Below are 16,658 nucleotides of genomic sequence, written 5' to 3' on the forward strand. Positions count from 1 at the left end.
AGCTCATGAACATCTTGAGACAATCTACTCAACAAAGCAGACGCGGTTTCAGAACGCTCCAAACGTCGATGATTATCGTTTTCGGGGCATCTACTGCTCTTATCCTTCTTATGACAGCGGTCATTCTGCTGCACCATGTCCGGGCTACGCTGACAGACGAGACGGAAGAATCTCTCCTGGAGCTGGCTCAGACAGCAGGAGTACTTATGAACGACCGTTTTCAGGACATGATCACATCCCTGGATTCTGTCTCCCGCCAGGATATTCTCACCGATGGAACACCCTGGGCAGAGATTTCCGAAAACCTGCAGGACCAGGCGGAAGCCCTGGGATACGATACCTTCGGACTGGTTGACCTGGAAGGAATAAACCGGCGAACCCTGGACCAGGCCGTTACGGACGTATCCGATCGCGATTACTACCGGCTGGCCCGCAGGGGCCAACCGAACGTGTCAGAGGTTCTTATCAGTCGGGCCACGGGGGAACCAATTATGATCGTGGCCGTACCGGTGATGCGCCAGGGAGAAATCCAGAGTGTACTCATCGGCGTGCGCGATACAAGAGTTTTTGAAACCCTGGTGAACACCGTGGGGATCGGGGAGCGAGGGTACTCCTACGTTATTAACGATGAAGGAACAATTGTGGGACACAGGGATCACAAGCTGGTCCAGGAACGGTGGAACGCAATGGATGAAGCGCGCTCGAACCCTGACTATAGGGAAATGGCCCGTGTACTGGGCCATGCTGCCCAGAGGGAGTCGGGAACGGGCCGGTACTTTTATCAGGGAGAGGAGCGCCTCATGGGATACGCTCCCATTGGAGAGACAGGATTTTCCGTTCTTGTAGGATCCTACTGGCACGATATCATCGCGCCCCTGCGGTTGTTGCAATTTATCTTTGCCGGTGTGGCAATAGCGGGTCTGCTCCTGGGAACAGCCACTATCGCCGTTGTGAGCAGGACAATTACGAAACCAATCACAGATCTTGTCCCGGTGGTAGAAAAAATTGCACGCCTCGATCTCTCTGTGCGGGACCTCGCGGCTCACGAGATTTCGAGAATGGAATCGGTTCGATTGCGCCGTGATGAGATCGGTGAAATGGCCCGAAGCATAGCAAAAATGGAAGAAAGCCTGCGCGATTCCGTCACCAGAGTTCAGGCCGTGGGTATCGCTGTGACAGGAAAAACCGAAGAGCTTGCCGATATCGAGCGGCTGGTATCTCAGGGAGCTGGCCAGATGACAACTGTGGCAGAAGAACTTTCCCAGGGATCTTCCGAGCAAGCAGCTTCGGTGGAGGAGGTCTCCTCGGCCATGGAAGAGATGGCGGCCAACATACGGCAAAGTGCCGATAACGCCGAGGCCACCGAAAAAATCGCCCTCGAGTCATCCCAAAAGGCACAGCAAAGCGGCCAGGCCGCCGCAGAAGCCGTGGAAGCCATGCGGCAAATCGCCGACAAAATCGGCATCATCGAGGATATCGCCCGGGAAACCAACATGCTCTCCCTGAACGCCGCCATTGAAGCAGCCCGGGCAGGAGAACAAGGCAAGGGCTTTGCCGTTGTCGCCGCGCAGGTGCGAAAACTCGCAGAAAACTCTGCCAGCGCCGCACGAGAAATCGGAACTCTCAGCGCCCGGTCCATGGAAACTGTCCAGAACGCGGGGGAACTTCTGGACGAAACCGTCCCGGGGATCAGGAAAACTGCTGATTTGGTCCAGGAGATCACCGCTTCGGCCAGGGAGATGAGCGCTGGGGCACGACAGGTAAGCGAAGCCATGGTCCAGCTCGATACGATGGTGCAGCAAAACGCTGCGGCCGCCGAAGAGGTGGCTAGTACCAGCGAAGACCAGTCCGGCCAGACCGAGAACCTCTCACTTTCGACCCGGGAGCTCCGCAGTCAGGCTCAATCTCTGGCCGAGGTTGTCTCCCGCTTCACTCTTTCCGCGGAGCTGCACAGTCAATCTAAGGACGACCACGAGGCATGAAGAATCGCTTCCCCCGGCTCGTCGGGAGCAGGAGGGAAGTTTCTAAATCATCAACACCCGGAAAGGCCCTGGAGTTCCCAAGGGCCTTTCCGGAGTTGGAGAATATCAGTCACATCGTTATGTAAAACTCGATTCTACTGCCAGAAGCGTGTCGGCAGGGTATCGGGATGGATGACCTTGCGGTCGATACAGCCAGACCACGTTCTGACTCATTCCTCTTGCTCGGCCGAGGCATTTAACCGGCAGATCTCCTGCACGCTGAAAACTTTATCGATATCAAGGATGATAATAAACTCATCATTCCTCTTTCCCATACCCTGAATGAAGGAATTTTCCAGAACGGTTCCGAACTTTGGCGCAGGTTCAATCGAATCTGCCCCAAGATCAATTACCTCCTGAACAGAGTCGGTCAGAGCCCCCAGAACTGCGGCCTCTCCCTTCACGGTGACTTCCATTACTATTATGGCCGTATCGATGGTTTCCTCGGTTCGATCCATCCCGAACTTTTGTTTCAGATCGATCACGGGAACAACCGTTCCCCGCAAGTTGATTATTCCCCGAACGTATTCAAGGGTCTTGGGGACCTTCACGATGCGAGGTAATTCCAGGACTTCCCGAACCCGGTCGACCTCCACACCGTATTGCTCTCCTGCCACGGTAAAGGTCAATAGTTGCACGTCCTGCCTCACAGTTCCTTCCAGAGACACGTTTCTCAAATCCTTCCCGTCCGAGGGGTTCTCGACGGGAGTTTCTCTCATTTGCTGCACAGGAGCTCCTCCTTTGTGTATTCCATGGAAAAGTTATTTTTTGATATCTCTTCAATAATTTCTCCATCTACCGATAGAGATTCAAGAAGTCTGGGAATATCAAGAATGAGAGAGATATCCCCATCTCCCAGAATCGTCGAGCTGCTGATCTCCGCAACTCTTCCCAGAAGACCCTTCAGGGGTTTGATCACCACCTGGTTCTGGCCGATGATCTCGTCCACTACGATTCCTCCTCTGTGAAACCCTGAATCGACCACAACTACATGGGCCAGCTCGGGATGACTCCCCCCGATTCCCAAATGCCCCCTTAAATCAACCAAGGGCAGAGGCTTGCCCTGGTGATGCAGGATCCGCTGCGTTGAAGAGAGCAGTTGCCGGGCCTGCGGCAGGATAAAGCATTCCTTCACATCGTTCAGGTGGATCGAGAAATGGTGATCCCCCAGGCGGACCTGCAAGCTGTCGATAATCGCCAGAGTAAGGGGAATTCGAATGGTGAAGGTCGTTCCCTGGCCCTCGCGAAAATCAAGAAAGAGATGACCCGCCAGTTTTTCCACTTCGGCAAGAACGGCGTCGGTGCCTACGCCCCGACCGGAAACGGAGGTTACCCGGGAAGCCGTTGAGAATCCTGGCCGGGAGAGCAGGCCCAGCACTTCATCATGCAATAGCGAACTGTCAGGAGAAAGAAGCCCCTGGGCGACGGCTTTCTGGCGAACCTTCTCTATGTCGATTCCCGCCCCATCGTCGGCAACGTCTATCTCGACCTGGGAACCAACATATCGGGCTCGCAAGGAGATCTTTCCCCGCGAGGATTTTCCCCGTTTCATGCGGTCCTGAGGCGACTCAATGCCATGATCGATGCTGTTGCGGATCATGTGAACCAGACAAGATTTCAGGGAATCCATCACCGTTTTGTCCAGCTCGGTTTCCCCGCCTTCAATCTCCAGATCCACCTCTTTGCCCATCTCCACCGATAGATCTCTCACAATCCTCCGGAAACCGACAAACATATTCTGCAACGGAACCAGGCGCATTCCCATGATCCGCTCACGCAGATCGCTGACAAGAAAATCAAGCTCTTCGCTGATCTCATCAAGAACAGGATCCTTCACCTCCCCCACGTGCAACGACAGGCGCTCTTTCAGGGTAACCAGTTCTCCCACAAGATCAACGGCAGCATTCACTTTTTGATCCGATACAAGAAGCGCTGCGGCCTGAGACGTCTGATCGCGAGTTTTTTTCTGCTTCTGCAGAAATTTCTGCTCTTCCAGGGCTGTCTCCAGCTCTTCTTCATCGACAATGCCTTGCATTACTGCCAGCTCACCCAGCTTTTTGTTCTGTTTCTGTGCCTCCAGAAGCTCCTGGATCTGCTCGTCCGTAATGTGACACCGCCTCTGGAGAATCTCTCCCAACAGGGGAGTTTTATCTCCGTCCCAATCGAAGGGGATTGTCTCCACCGAGAGAGTGCTCCCGGATTCCACAAAAAGGAAAACCTCCCGTACCGATTCTTCGCTTTTCGGCGTTACCAGAAGAATATCAAAATCCAGGTAACACAGGGTGGGATCGAAGGAATCCCAGGAGGGCAACCGAACGTCCTGAGCGCTGATCTGCACAGGACCCAACGATGCCAGTTCGTGGAAGAGCCCCCTGAGACGCGTTCCGTTCTGAAGTATTCCGGGGGCGGGATGAAAGCGCAGGTGAAAGACCTGTTTCCCGGAACAAGGAGCACTGTCTTCCCTAGTCATACCACAGGCTGCTTCTGTTACTTCCTGCCACCCCTCCACATGGGGCGGCAGATCGGGATCTTCCAGCATTGCCGTGATTCTATCCAATCCCGCAAGGGACTCCTCGATCACTCCCCTGGTAACGGTCATCTTTCCTGCCCGAATACTATCAAAGGCGTTTTCCATGGCATGGGCCTGGGCCGAAATGTTCTCAAAACCGAACATGGCTCCGGACCCTTTCAGAGTATGCATGTTTCGAAAGATCCTCTGGAGAAGATCTCCGTCCCGAGGAGCCTCCTCCAGGGAGACCAAGTCCTGCTCCAGGATTTGAAGAAGAGAACGGGATTCCTGAAAAAACAAGTCCGGCGAAAAATCCATCAGGCTCCACCTTCCTGGCTCATCCCGGCCAGGGGGGCCCTCTCCAACCGGGAAAATTCCTCTTCGGAGCAAGCAAGGTCGGGGAAATAATGGTGGCAACCAAGATCAATGATGGCCTCTTTCACCGCCGAAGACATGAGCGACATGAAATCAACGCGGATTCCCCTGGAGAATGCCTCCCGATCGAGGATAACAAGAATCTGCACAAAAGGAAGTCCTGTACTTGTCACGCCTCGGGTGTCAACCTGAATCGTCTGTTCGCGTTCCGCCCTGTGAAGGGTCTCATGAAACTCCGCAAAAATTCGTCCGGCGTCGCGGAGGGAAATATCTCCAGCGAAGGCAATTCGAAAGCCCCGGGGGGTCGCTTCAACAGATATATCTGCCATCTTTTACATCTCCTCAAAACTGTAGTCCAACTCATCCTGACTCAGAAGCGCCTGCTGCTCCAGGACCGATATGCCCCGCTCCTCCCTTGTATGCGAAGAGCGCCCTGGCAGGGCGGGTTTCCTGTCGGGAGAAACCTTCCGGGAGGGTGATTCTTCGGGCTTCCTGGCTTCTTCGGGCTTCCTGGCTTCTTCGGGCTTCCTGAATTCCTCAGGTTCTGACAGGGCCTTTGGTTCCTCGACCTTCCTGTCCTTCCCATGCTCACCAGATTCTCCTGAGTCTCCTCCGCGAGAACGGCCCAGAAGGGTGAAATACTCGGCAATCCCTTCAAGCTTTTGCGCCTGCTCAAGGAGAGCCTGGGAGGTTTTTGCCAGGGCATCGGTCTGCCCCGACTGCTCCTCACTGGTGGCAGCAACCTCTTCGGAAGCCGATGCTGTTTGCTGGACTACCTGGTCCAACTGCAGCACCGCCTGACTCACCTGGTCTGCGCCAGCACTCATTTCTCTGGTGGATGATGTTATCTCCCGAACCAAATTAGCTGTTTTCTCTATCTCCGGAACGGTTTCATCTAGCAGGTTCCCGGCTTCCTCGGCGATGCGCACCGATTCAGCGCTGATTTGGCGTATCTCCCTGGCTGCGTCACCGGAGTTCTCCGCCAGTTTTCTCACTTGGGCAGCCACAACGGCAAAGCCCTTTCCCTGCTCTCCGGCCCGGGCCGCCTCAATGGCGGCGTTCAGGGAGAGCATATTTGTCTCCCGGGCAATATCTTCGATAATGTTGATCTTTTCGGCGATCGTCTTCATGGCAACTACGGTATCTGACACAGCAACACCACTACGCTGGGCCTTTTCCGCCGAAAGGACCGCTATCTGCTGAGTTGTCTCGGCATTGTCTGCGCTTTGCCGAATATTTGCGGCCATCTGCTCCATGGACGCCGAAACCTCCTCCACCGAGGCGGCCTGCTCCGAAGCCCCCTGGGATAGCTGCTGCGCCACGGCCGCCATCTGGGAGGTTCCTGAAGAAACATCGCTGCTTATTTTTGCCAGCCCCCGGCTACTGGCAGTTATTGCCTGGGCTCCGTCTTGAATGTTCCCCACAATCTGGTTCATCTTTGCGCTTATAGCTCCCTGAGCCCGAGCGAGATCTCCCCACTCATCGCGTTTTCGAAGGTAGTACTGCTCGTACTCGGAGGAAAGATCCCGAGTCAGGTCCCCCCTCGCATATTCCTGGGCCTGATCAACAAAATCTTTCAGAAGCAATGCCGTACTTCGCGCCACAAGGAAAGCAGTAGCCACAACGGCCAGGACTGCCAGGACGACCAGCCCCACAATAACCCAGGAGATCCGCACCAGAGGAGCGGCCAGGTCAGAATAGGGCAACAGGTAAGCCACAGACCAGTTGGGAGACCCGGGAACGGGTGCATAGATTGCGTGATATCGCTCCCCTTCAGGGTTTCGATAATCGCCCCTGCCAGAAAGGCCCTGCAGGATTTCCCGGGCTATAGAGTCCAACCCCTGGTATCCGTCGGCTTGGGCGATGTTCAGACTAAGTACCAGGGCAGACTGTGCATCACCGATGATCATTCCCGTGCCGTCTACAACGGACCCCCGGCCGTGACGGCCAAAGCGCATGGCCCGGGTAAGATCACCCAGAGCTTCCAGGGTAACAGAGGCTCCAAGAATACCCGTGACCTCGCCCTGGCTATCCCGCAGGGCCTGAGCGACCACGGCTATTGGATTTCCCGTGGCCACACTCCTCATTCCCTGGCTCATAGCGTAGTCCCGACCCTCCTGGTAGATAGCCCGGACGTAATCCCGGTGAGAGAGATTTCCCGTGAGTCCGTCGCTGGTCATAAAATCGCCCGACGGGTCCACAAAAAAGAGATTTTCGAACTCTTCAGGAATCGTCTCGTGTCTTCGAAGAACTTCCTGAATAATCCGGTGGGGTTCTCCTGTCTGAAACTGTTCTCCCCGGGAAATCTGGCGGACCGTGTTCAGATGCCCCTCCAGCCATCGTCCTGCCTCGGAACTGCGGGCATCCACAATTTCCCGGGAGAGTTCCTCGACGGTGCCATTCTGGATCTGCAGGATTTGCCAGAGGAGCACGGCTCCCACAAAAAAGAGAACGCCCGCCGAGACACCTCCAAAGAGGAGGGTCATCTCTGTTCTGATTGTCTTGAAGCCTCGCCACCGATAGCGCCATTTTTTTTCGCCTGTTCCCACGTTTGTGCCTCCCCGAAAATTTCCAGAGACCAGAGAAGCACGAAAATCGTCGTCTGATCGTCCAGATTTATCGGAGAGGACCCGTAAAAGGAACTACAGGGCCGCCAGGGATGCTTCCTCGGAGGATTGAGGTTCTTCGCAGAGTTTTCGGTACTCCGTGGGTGTCATGGAACAATAGCGCTTGAACAGAGCATTGAAGCTCGATTTTGAACGGAACCCCGAGGCGAAGGCCACATCGATTAGTTTTATCCGGCCTGACGATTGGTCGCGCAACAGCTCCTGGGCACGCTGAAGACGATAGGAGTTGATAAACTCCGAAAAGTTCTGTTGAAGAACCTGATTCAGGGCCTGGGAAAGCGAATGCCGACTCAGGGTGAGTTCTCCTGCCAGCTTGTCCAGTGTAAGTTCAGGATCCAGATATCGTTCCCGAACCTCCACGTGGTGACGCGTCCGAGCCAGAATCTGCACCGCTTCGACCAGACTCAGGGAAGATCGAACGTAGCGGTTCATACTGCGCTCCCCCGCCCTCTTGCCTGGTGGAATTACCGGATCGTCTGTTGCGTCAAGAGCTTCGGTCTCTTCTGGGGCATCCTGCCGGGCTCCCTCGCCAAAGGGCCGGGGAAGAAGTTCACGAATTCCCGTATCGAGGCCCTTGTAACCTGTGTAATGGAGCAGGAGGAACATATAGACCGCTGTAATTCGATGAAACGGGAAATACGTCGAGTGCAGATTAAAGACCATTATTTGCAAAGGAACGGAAAAAAAGGCGTAGCCCACGGTGAGGGCCAGAAAAACCGCCGTAGTAACCCGAGCTGCCGTGACAACCGTGAGTATCCAGGCCTGACGCTGTGCCTCAAGACGCTGGTTGCCAACCCGTTCAAGGGATGCTTCGAACAACTCGGTATTCATTCGCCCCACATAGCAGAAAAAGTGTAGCACCTGGACCAGGACAGGCCCCACACAGAGAAGATATCCCAACCCTCCGTCCTCCCTGGTGGGAGTCAAATCGGGGAGCACATACAGCACAAGGGGTGCTATGACAATGAAGTGCAGAATGAAAGGAATACTGTGAAGCAGGATATCTCGCCACCCCCGGAAATGGCCGGGTCTCATCACCGACCGGACATAAAAAAGCAGGGCAGGTCCGTAGATCCAGCGAACCGAGAGCCAGGCCATGAAAAGAAAGGGGTTTTCTGCCGGCTGGTGAAACTCGCGGTACAGGAGCCGCGCAAGAGCGATCCCGAAGCACAGAAAGAGCAGAGAAAGCCACGTTCCCGCATGGCGATACTCCCGGGCGGAGGCGCGGGCCTTCCAGGAGAGGAAGGCAAAGAGAAAACTATTTACAATACCGATTGTCGTGATGAAATATACAAACGATGACACACCTCCACCCCTCTGCATGCCCGCCAAGCCACCCCGAGTCCTCCAGGACACCCCGGAAAACCGCATCGAGACCTGTCGGGAGAATTATTGTATTGACAGTTTTGATTACATCCGCCCGATACGCTTCAGACTCATAAAGAGGCCCATGGAACGAACCAAGGCAGAATACACCGAGGTTTCGCAAAACACAACATTTTTTTCGTAATATGGAAGACAATTTTCAGAAAAAACCTTTTTTTCTTGACGGTAGAAAGGAGGAGTGTTTAACTGGTCTCACCCCCGCATCCCGGGCATTTCCTGAAACCCCGACGGTCCGGGAGGAGCCCTCACAACCCAGCTAAGGAGCACTAACCATGAGCAAAACCGATCGGGCGCAACACTATCTGGCAATCGACCAGGGAGGACAAGCAACCCGGGCCATCCTCTTCGATAATAATGGAACTGCCCTGGCAGAGTTCAGCGCACCCATAACGACGAGCCATCCCGCCCCCGACCAGGTCGAACACGATCCCGAGGAGATGGCTCGATCGGTTCAGGAGGCCCTTTCGGGGCTGGCTGAGATACTCGGCGACCAGCCCCCCCCTGTGCAATCTGCGGGTTTTGCCACACAGCGCTCCAGTGTGGCCTTCTGGGACCGCTCTTCGGGTGCAGCTTTGGCTCCAATTGCCTCGTGGCAGGACCGTCGTGATGCTTCGCATTTGGAGACACTCCCTCGTGAGGCATCGCAAGAGATACCCCGTATTACGGGCTTGCGAATATCTCCTCACTACGGAGCAAACAAGTTGCGCTGGTTTCTCAAAAACCACGAAGCGGTCAAGGCAGCGGCCGAGGCGGGAACGCTCTGCTGTGGCCCCCTGGCAAGTTTTCTTCTGGCTCGATCTCTCCATGAAAGCCCTGCCTTCGCTGACCCGGCCAACGCATCCCGGACGTTGCTCTGGGATGTACACACCAAAAACTGGTCTGACTATCTTCTCCATCTCTTTCAGATACCACAGGACGTGCTTCCCGAATCGGTACCCAGCAGGCATGCCTACGGCACGATCAGCCTGGGCCAGCAGGTCATTCCCGTTACCGTTTGTACCGGGGATCAATCGGCTGCGGTCTTTGCGGCAGGCAAGCTGGACGAGGAAGCGGTCTATGTAAATATCGGAACCGGCGCATTCATCCAGAAACCAACCCGAGCCCGCCACGATGATGCAGCACCACTCCTGCAAAGCGTTGTCTGGGACGATGGCAGTGAGGGCATCCGCGTTCTTGAGGGAACGATCAACGGGGCAGCAGGGGCCCTGGTGGAGTGGATTGGCCAGGAAGAACCAAACTGGGCCAGGTATCTCAATGGCTGGCTCGAAGAGACCCAAGATCCGCCTCTCTTCCTCAATGGAGTCTCTGGCCTGGCGGCTCCCTACTGGATACCTGATTTCCCCTCCTGCTACGTCGGTCACAACGCTTCCGAGGCCCCTTTGAGCGCCCGTGCCACGGCTGTGGCCGAGAGTGTGATCTTTCTGCTGGAAGAAAACCGACGGGTTCTGGAGGAAAAGGGCGAGCCTGTAAAACGAATCATCATCACCGGAGGGCTGGCAAAAAGCGATGCCCTGTGTCAGCGTCTGGCTTCCCTGACGAAATGCGAGGTGATTCGGCCCAGCTACAGCGAAGCCACAGCCCGGGGACTCTGCTATCTCTTGAGAAGCTGCGAAGAAGACGCCACGGAGGAATCCTGGCAGGCTGCGTCGGGGGCATCCCTGCACTTTTTGCCGCGCCAGGCCGTAGAACTCCACCGGCGATACCAGGCCTGGCGGGAAGAGCTTCTTCGCCGCCTGACCTGACCCAGCACTTATCCGGCCCTGAAGCAGTCGAAACGCTTCAGGGCCGGATCGAGCGGCCCCTATTTCATCTTGAGCCGGCCCACAGCGGCCTGGACCAGCCCGAAGTAGTCCTTGAAATCCGAAGCTGTTGCCCGGGTCACCACATCGGCCAGACGCCATCGATCGTCGTTACCTCGGGTAATCTCGTCAAGCTGGAAGCCCGGGCCAATCCGTTCTACTGCGTCCTGGATAGCGTTCATGTTTGCTTCCCAGCCGAGGCCACTTCCGTTGCTCCAGTAGGACGAATCCCGTTTGGTGACGCCGCCGTAGGCGGTGGAGGTCACCGGGAGAGGGTCTCCGTCAAAACTCTGGTGGATCGCGAAAGCTCCTTCCTGGATTCCATGAAACCACCGGGCCATGGTCTCCTGGTTTCTCAGGATCTCCAGATCCAGAAGAACGTTTCCGGCAGGATTACCTTGATCGTCGGCGGCGACGTAGGCCAAAGCAGTTCCCACGGAGACTCCCCTGTAGGGTTTCCCCTGGTAGGAGACATGGCGAGCAACAAAGATCTCGTTTCCCCGCACCTGATAGGAGAGGGTATTCTCCCGAGTCCACTGGTCCGAGTCGATATCGACAATGGCCAGGGTATGGGGAAGAAAGGCCTCGTCTATGTGAGCCGAAAGGGCTCCCTTATCATCGGTGGTGACCACAGCCATGCCCACATAGCCTCCGTGGACGTAGGCGTAGGCCTCGGAACGTTGGCCCGGAGCAAATCCTGCAGGTGGCGGGGGAGCTCCACAAGCCACCAGAAGTACCACAGCTGCCACAAAAAGGGTAAAAACACCAAAAACCATTTTCTTGTTCATCATTATCTCCTTGCAATCGCATCTATCTGCAATTACATGATAATTTTACTACACAAAGAGAGAAAAAGGAAAGCCTTTCACTCTGGTATTTCTTGATGGCATCGGATATCTTGGATCGGACGATTCAAAGGAGCAGAAAGACAGTGACGCTGTACCAGTTCGCGCGAATAGTAGAGCTCCGGACCAAGATTGTGAGCATCTCTTCCTTCAGTCTGGGAATCCTTGCGGCGGTTGCCTCGTCGGGCAGATTTCTCCCGGGGCGGACAGGATTAATGGTGGCGGCCGTTCTCGCCGTGGACATGGGAACCACAGCCTTTAATACCTTCTTTGACTACTGGACCGGGGTTGATCGACAGCAGACAAACCGGGAGGCCGATAAGGTCCTGGTCCACCAGCGGGTAGCGCCGGGAATCGCCCTGATTGTGGCGCTTATCCTGTACGCCCTTGCCATAATCCTGGGACTCCTCCTTGCGATTCTGGTAAACCCCCTGATAGCGCCAGCAGGAGCCCTCTGCCTGGCTGTGGGGTTCCTCTATAACGGAGGCCCGCGCCCCATTTCCCGGACTCCCTGGGGCGAGTTTTTTGCGGGGGGGTTTTTGGGGTGGTTTCTGCTGTGTCTCACCATCTTTGTTCATAACGGAGGAATCGCTCCCGGGGAGTTGCTCCTGGGCATCCCCTCGGGATTCTTCATCGCCTCCATCCTGACGGTGAACAATACTTGCGATATCCAGGGAGACGCCCTGGCTGGACGAAAAACCCTCTCGATACAAGCCGGGAGAAACGTCGGTGAATCCCTGGTCTACATTCAGGGGTTTCTCGCCTACGGGTCTCTCTTCATCCTGGGCTGGGCGGGGTTCCTCCATCATACCGCGCAGATTACAGCCCCCCTCTTTTTCGCTCTCTCAATTCCCCTCTACGCGCTCATGCACCGTCAGGGCTTTTCTCACGAGACAAAGAGCGCGTCAATGCAACGAATCTCGGCAGCGTTTCTTCTCTTCTCGGTCAGCCTGGCGTTGCCCCTGGGCCTTGCAGCCCTGGAAAGCATCATCAGCGGGGGTCAGTAAGTATTAAGCACGACCTGATCTAGGCGCTTCTGCGCAAAAGCCGTGTTGTAGCCTCCTGGAGGGTATCACGATCGGCCCCCGGAGGAAGGCGCAGAATTTCCCGCTCTGCCCGGCGGGTATAGCGTTCCGCCACAGACCAGGTTTCCTGAAAGGCGCCGCACCGGGAAACCAGTCGGCGGACCTCCTCAAGGGCATGAACTCTTGTCCTGCGCCATCGGGCATGGCGAGCCTGATCGGCGAGTTTTGGCAGAATCTTTCCGGAATCCTTTTGCATCGCCAAAATGAGTGGCAGAGTCACGACACCGGCACGCAGATCAGTTCCTCGGGGCTTCCCCGTCTTCCGGGGATCTCCTGCGATATCCAGGAGGTCATCTATAATCTGGAACCCCACCCCCAGGTTGTATCCCACTCGCCTCAGGGGCTCTATCAGATCTTTCGAGGGAGTATCGGCCTCAAGGGCACCGGCATGAAAACTCAAGGCGAAGAGAACCGCCGTTTTTCCCACAATCCGATGCAGGTAGCGGCGCGGAGAGAGGTTAAACCGAAGGGAACCCCCTGGCAAACCAGAAGCCGGGGACTCATCAAGCCCTGACGATTCATCAATAACCGACGAGACAAGCCTGGCCACCGAAGGCGTAAGAAGGCGCAGACCCTCCTGACCGCTGGACTTTGCAAAGAGGGCAAAACTCCGGGCAAAGAGATAATCACCGGCAAGGACAGCCCGCTTGCTCCCCAGGGTGATATGAAGGGAATCTCCTCCACGACGTGTTCTGGCGCCGTCGACTATATCGTCGTGAATAAGCGATGCCATGTGAAGCATCTCTATCGCGGCAGCCCGCTCTATGGCCCCCTCTCCCAGGGGCACTCCCCCGTTACCAATCCTGCCGGCGAGAACAACAAAGCCGGGCCGCAGAAATTTTGCGTCTCTCCTGGTGAGGTCCGAGAGAGCCCTGGATATGAGCCCCCCGGGGCCTGCCGTCTCCTGATCTATAAGATGTTGCACTCGTTCCAGCTCATGCTGAACCTCGGGATATCCTGCCCAGAAACTCAATCTCGTGGTTCTCCTATGTAGAGGTAGGTTTTTTTCGCGATTGACCGTTTGTTCCACCAGCGCTTGAGCCAGGGCATGAGATAATGATCCAGGCCGAATCCTCGACCTCCACCTCCGAGCATCACCAGCGAAGCAGCCATGTACCAGAGAAGTTCCGGGTTTCCCCAGCCGGAACTGATGAAAAGGAGGCTGAACACGATGGAGACCCCCGCAGCCAGGAAGGTAAAACACCCGGCGATGAGAGCCAGACCAATTCCAATTTGTCCGATCACCACCGCTGCCTGCAGCAGGAAGGCCAAGAGGGGCGATGCGGAGAGAATATTTTCCGCGAACCAGGTATAAGGAGCAATAGCCTCGATTAGAGGCTGACCGTAGGCATCGGCTCCCTCGGTTGCGGCCGAGACTGCATCAGCGGCGCCAAAGGAGACGCCGGGCAACTGAATTGATTCGGGCCAGACGTTCATAAGCCCATCGTAGCCGGGGTAGAGCCACCCCTCCCGAATATGCTTGATCCCCTCGTGAAGCCATTTTCCCCCCAGAAAGAGACGCAGAGGCACCGTCCAGTAGACAGGAACCTTCCAGGAAAAGTGCCCCCGAAAAAGAGATCGCCCTCCCTGTATGGTGAGGAACTGACCACTGATGTACTCCCAGCAGGCGTTTACTCCGGCCAGACCGAAGAGATAATGCAGGTTCACCAGGTGCTTCATGGCCAGTGCCCAGAATCCCGCCAGCGAAACCCCCAGAACATCCGCAACTCCCCACTTGCTCCCCACGGAAACCATGAAGCCATGATAGGCCGAGCGGAAGGGACGAAGCTCCTTCCCTTCTATTGATGCGATGATATTATGAGCCGCCGTGTCGGCCGTCTGAAGCGCCGTCTCTACGATCTGGGGAACCACATGCTCCTCCTCAACATACCAGAGCACGTCGCCCACCAGATAAATCTCATCCCTGTCCACGGACTGCATATAATCGTTTACCAGAATGCGCCCACGCTGTCCTACCACGTAGCGCTCTGATTCGTCGAACCAGCATCCGGCCATGCCGTGGATCCCCTCCACGGAGGCGACGGAGCATTCTCCCCGGGCTGTGTGGCCCTTCGTAAGGTTCAGGCGATTGCTGAGCTCACCCCCGTGGACCCCGGCGGTCCATATGAAGGTCTCCGTATGAATGGTTGTGTCGCCCAGGAAAACCTTTCCTGCCTCCGCAGCGGTAACAGGAGCCCTCAAGAGAAGTTCTCCCCCCATCGAGCGGAGGCGCTTTTCCGCCTTCTTTTGCAACTTCTCCGGGAGGATAGGAAGAATACTATCCTGGGCTTCCACCAGAAGCACTCTCACATCCCGCTCGTCGATGTGATAGGCAGGACACAGTTCCTTTTTCCGTTCCAGCAGTTCTCCTGCCAGCTCCACCCCGGTGAATCCCGCTCCTGCAATGGTGAAGGTCAGCATCTGGCGTCTTTTTTCGGGATCAAGCTGTTTTGCAGCCTCGCGAAACTGCCGTTCCACGTGACCACGTATCCGCAGAGCATCCTCCAGAGACCAGAGAGTAAAACTGTATTCCTGTGCACCAGGTATATCAAAGAACTCCGGCGCTCCACCGGAGCCGATAACCAGAAAATCGTAGGGATATCGCGCCGCCGAGGACAGGAGCTCCTTGCCATCGAGATCTATACCCGTTATCTCATCCACCACAACCCCGACGGGCGAGGCTCCAAAGATTTTCTTGAAACTTACCTGAACAGCCTCGGGCCCGGTCCGTGAACCGGCGACCTCGTGAAGCTCGGTCATGAGGGTGTGGTAGGGGTTTTTATCGATCAGGGTGATCTCCACGGAAGGGTTTCGAGAGAACCGCTTCAGCAGCTTTTTGGCCACCTGCACCCCTCCATAGCCTCCCCCGAGAATTACTATACGCTTCTTTTCGCTCATTTCTTTCCCCTTCCTTCGCAATCAATACACAATATTACAAATACTATCATGAATTTCCAGTGCTTGAACGAAGTTCCTGACCTTTTCACAAAGAATCCCCGAAGGAGCCGCTTCTGAGGTTGATTGCACCCGATCCCGAAAAATGGAGGCACTCAACCCCAGGCCGCCTCAGAAAAGACTCGTGAAATACTCCGCCACGGCCTGTTTGGGCAAGCGGTAGCGGACTGTCACCTGGGGATCAACCACCTGGGCAATCTCGGTATGGCCCGCCAAACTCATCAGCATGGTCGATTCTGCCAGGGAGAGTCCCGTCTTGTGCTGAACGAGATCTGCCATGGTGGCCACGGCCCGTTTTGTGGCGGAGTCCAGGGTCTCTCCCGAAACAATGGCGTAAAAATCCTGGTCATCCTCCAGCAGGGGATGCTCCAGCGGAGGAATGGTCGAGGCCGACCCGGGAATCACCGAGAGCCGGAAGGTGAGTTCGGCAGCCACCTCAAGGCCGCTCACGCCGATTTCCCCATCACCCATGGCACCATGGACGTCGCCGGCACCAAAAAGAGCACCCTCATGAAATACGGGAAGATACAGGGTCGCGCCCTCCCGGATTACCCGATTATCCATGTTTCCGCCGTGATCCCCGGGCACGCCGTTCGGAACAGCCTCCCCCCGGGGCGCCACTCCAATGACACCGATCATCTTGTTCAGAGGCAGAGAAATTTTCTCGTTAAAACGAACCCGATCGTCCACAGAAAGGATCCTGACCTGGGCAGCCTCGATGCGATCACCCAGAACCCCCGCCCCGGGAACAACGCAAACGATCCCGGAATCGGCGATCTTGATTCCCAGAACCTCTACCTTCAGAATATCCCCTGGTTGTGCACCGCGAAGAGCGACAGGGCCTGTAGCAGGGTTCACCTGGTTCCAGTCGAGGCCCGAGAAGTCTTCGGGGGTGGAAATCTGGTTGGAGAAGCAATCTCGTGTAACCATCTGAATCTCGGCACCGCTTTCAACGGTGACCACCGGTATCAGCTCGCTGTGAAAGGCGTAAAAAATCGATTCATCGTCGATGCGCATGTATTCCTCCTGCTTTTTTCTGGTGAAACTCCAAGAATA

The 16,658-nt window shown here is 55.9% G+C and carries 12 protein-coding genes; 3 read left to right on the plus strand and 9 right to left on the minus strand.

The window, feature by feature from the left end:
* Positions 1-5 precede the first annotated feature (5 nt).
* Entirely contained in the window at positions 6-1,982 is a 1,977-nt protein-coding gene (locus BW950_RS05080) for a methyl-accepting chemotaxis protein (RefSeq protein WP_076488212.1), read from the plus strand.
* A 209-nt stretch (positions 1,983-2,191) separates the two neighbouring features.
* Here BW950_RS05080 and BW950_RS05085 read toward each other — a convergent pair whose 3' ends face one another.
* From BW950_RS05085 to BW950_RS05105, 5 genes are all read right to left on the minus strand, one after another.
* Positions 2,192-2,740, minus strand: a complete 549-nt coding sequence (locus BW950_RS05085) for a chemotaxis protein CheW (protein WP_234969027.1) — start codon at positions 2,738-2,740, stop codon at positions 2,192-2,194.
* Positions 2,737-4,848, minus strand: coding sequence for a chemotaxis protein CheA (locus BW950_RS05090; RefSeq protein ID WP_076488213.1), 2,112 nt, complete (start codon positions 4,846-4,848; stop codon positions 2,737-2,739). Before BW950_RS05090 ends, BW950_RS05085 begins: the two co-directional genes overlap by 4 nt.
* Positions 4,848-5,234, minus strand: a complete 387-nt coding sequence (locus BW950_RS05095; RefSeq protein ID WP_076488214.1) for a hypothetical protein — start codon at positions 5,232-5,234, stop codon at positions 4,848-4,850. Before BW950_RS05095 ends, BW950_RS05090 begins: the two co-directional genes overlap by 1 nt.
* A gap of 3 nt (positions 5,235-5,237) precedes the next feature.
* Positions 5,238-7,454, minus strand: a complete 2,217-nt coding sequence (locus BW950_RS05100) for a methyl-accepting chemotaxis protein (RefSeq protein ID WP_076488215.1) — start codon at positions 7,452-7,454, stop codon at positions 5,238-5,240.
* A gap of 93 nt (positions 7,455-7,547) precedes the next feature.
* Positions 7,548-8,837 carry a helix-turn-helix transcriptional regulator gene (locus tag BW950_RS05105; RefSeq protein WP_159438724.1) on the minus strand — a complete coding sequence of 430 codons (1,290 nt, stop codon included), beginning with the start codon at positions 8,835-8,837 and terminating at the stop codon, positions 7,548-7,550.
* A 353-nt stretch (positions 8,838-9,190) separates the two neighbouring features.
* Here BW950_RS05105 and BW950_RS05115 point away from each other — a divergent pair, with 353 nt between their 5' ends.
* The gene (locus BW950_RS05115; protein WP_076488218.1) at positions 9,191-10,660 is read left to right on the plus strand and encodes an FGGY family carbohydrate kinase; all 1,470 of its coding nucleotides are present in this window, start codon (positions 9,191-9,193) and stop codon (positions 10,658-10,660) included.
* 59 nt (positions 10,661-10,719) lie between these two features.
* On the opposite strand, the gene BW950_RS05120 is transcribed toward BW950_RS05115, so the two are convergent.
* Positions 10,720-11,508, minus strand: a complete 789-nt coding sequence (locus BW950_RS05120; protein ID WP_076488219.1) for a hypothetical protein — start codon at positions 11,506-11,508, stop codon at positions 10,720-10,722.
* Between the two features lie 140 nt (positions 11,509-11,648).
* Between BW950_RS05120 and BW950_RS05125 the strand changes: the two genes are divergently transcribed.
* Complete coding sequence (locus BW950_RS05125) at positions 11,649-12,569, plus strand: prenyltransferase (protein ID WP_200796791.1); 921 nt, start codon at positions 11,649-11,651, stop codon at positions 12,567-12,569.
* 19 nt (positions 12,570-12,588) lie between these two features.
* Here the strand turns inward: BW950_RS05125 and BW950_RS05130 are convergent, their stop codons facing one another.
* From BW950_RS05130 to BW950_RS05140, 3 genes are all read right to left on the minus strand, one after another.
* A complete protein-coding gene (locus tag BW950_RS05130) occupies positions 12,589-13,620 on the minus strand; it encodes a polyprenyl synthetase family protein (RefSeq protein ID WP_076488221.1) in 1,032 nt (343 codons plus the stop codon).
* Positions 13,617-15,545 carry an NAD(P)/FAD-dependent oxidoreductase gene (locus tag BW950_RS05135; RefSeq protein WP_076488222.1) on the minus strand — a complete coding sequence of 643 codons (1,929 nt, stop codon included), beginning with the start codon at positions 15,543-15,545 and terminating at the stop codon, positions 13,617-13,619. The genes BW950_RS05130 and BW950_RS05135 overlap by 4 nt, the downstream gene beginning before the upstream one ends.
* Before the next feature lie 168 nt (positions 15,546-15,713).
* Complete coding sequence (locus BW950_RS05140; protein WP_076488223.1) at positions 15,714-16,619, minus strand: acetamidase/formamidase family protein; 906 nt, start codon at positions 16,617-16,619, stop codon at positions 15,714-15,716.
* Positions 16,620-16,658: the final 39 nt, after the last annotated feature.

It is taken from the genome of Alkalispirochaeta americana, assembly GCF_900156105.1.
In the GTDB taxonomy this organism is placed as follows: Bacteria; Spirochaetota; Spirochaetia; order DSM-27196; family Alkalispirochaetaceae; genus Alkalispirochaeta; species Alkalispirochaeta americana.